Genomic DNA, 1,024 nt, shown 5'->3' on the forward strand with positions numbered 1-1,024 from the left:
AACTGTTCTTCGCCCGCCGTACAGGCCTCGCAGTCGCGGCACGAATCAACCAGGCAGCCCACGCCCACGCGCGAGCCGATGGGCATGTCCGTGACCTCGGCACCGGTGTGCGAGACGATGCCGACCATTTCGTGGCCCAGCACCAGCGGCAAGCGCTTGGCTCCCCATTCCCCGCGTCCGGCGTGTACATCGGAGTGGCACAGTCCGCAGTATTCCACTTCGATCACCACGTCGCGGGGCCCGGGTTCGCGGCGGTGGATCACCAGGGGCACGAGCTTTCCGCCGGGCTCGGCGATGCCGATGGCCGGTACCTCGGCCGGCGCTAGATTCACGGACGGACGGGTGCGGGCATGTTCATTCAGCTTGGCGGCGGCGTTCAACGGTGGGGGTTTGGGTCGACCAATCATCATAGTTCGAACCTACCTCTCTCCCGGACCCCGGAGCCAACCGTCCCGGGGTCCGATTGCGGCCAGGTGGCTCATGGTTGTTCTCCGGTTCCCGCCGGGCGTGCGGGATCCGAGCTCCACTGCGACCAGGAGCCAGGGAACAGCGCCGCATGAACTCCGATGGTTTCCAGCGCGAGGATCTGGTGGGCGGCGGTGACGCCCGAACCGCAATACGCCGCTACCTCCGGCGCCCCTGATTCCACACCGAGTTCGGCCAGTGCCGCGGTGAGGTCCTCCGGTGCCAGCAGGTGTCCGTCGGCAGTCAGGTTCGCGGTGGTGGGACGGTTGTGTGCCCCGGGGATGTGCCCGGCGCGCGGGTCGATGGGTTCTACCTCCCCGCGGTAGCGTTCGGCGGCGCGGGAGTCCAACAGGATTCCCCGGGCCGGGAAGGCCGCGGCTTCCTCGATGTCGATCACCGGCATCTGGTCCCAGCTGGCGGCGGCTGTTCCCGGCACGGGAATGTTGTTCCGGTTTCTAGCGGGTGGCCCGCAGCCTTCCAGGCACCTAGTCCCCCGTCGAGCACCCGGACACCTCGGAATCCGGCGTGGCGCAGTAACCACCAGCCGCGGGCGGCGGCC

Annotated in this window: 2 protein-coding genes; both read right to left on the bottom strand. The window is 68.6% G+C overall.

All coding sequences use genetic code 11. From position 1 onward, the window contains the following. On the bottom strand, positions 1–380 hold a 380-nt coding region (locus B879_RS23815; RefSeq protein ID WP_238542204.1), incomplete at its 3' end, for an alcohol dehydrogenase catalytic domain-containing protein. Between the two features lie 98 nt (positions 381–478). After that, on the bottom strand, positions 479–868 hold the full coding sequence (locus B879_RS23820) for a rhodanese-like domain-containing protein (RefSeq protein ID WP_051012737.1): 390 nt from the start codon (positions 866–868) through the stop codon (positions 479–481). Positions 869–1,024 lie beyond the last annotated feature (156 nt).

This window comes from Cecembia lonarensis LW9, from assembly GCF_000298295.1.
In the GTDB taxonomy this organism is placed as follows: Bacteria; Bacteroidota; Bacteroidia; order Cytophagales; family Cyclobacteriaceae; genus Cecembia; species Cecembia lonarensis.

Bases quoted from the DNA above. Each gene is read 5' to 3' on its own strand.
- B879_RS23820 (WP_051012737.1), bottom strand. From the start codon at position 868: ATGCCGGTGATCGACATCGAGGAAGCCGCGGCCTTCCCGGCCCGGGGA.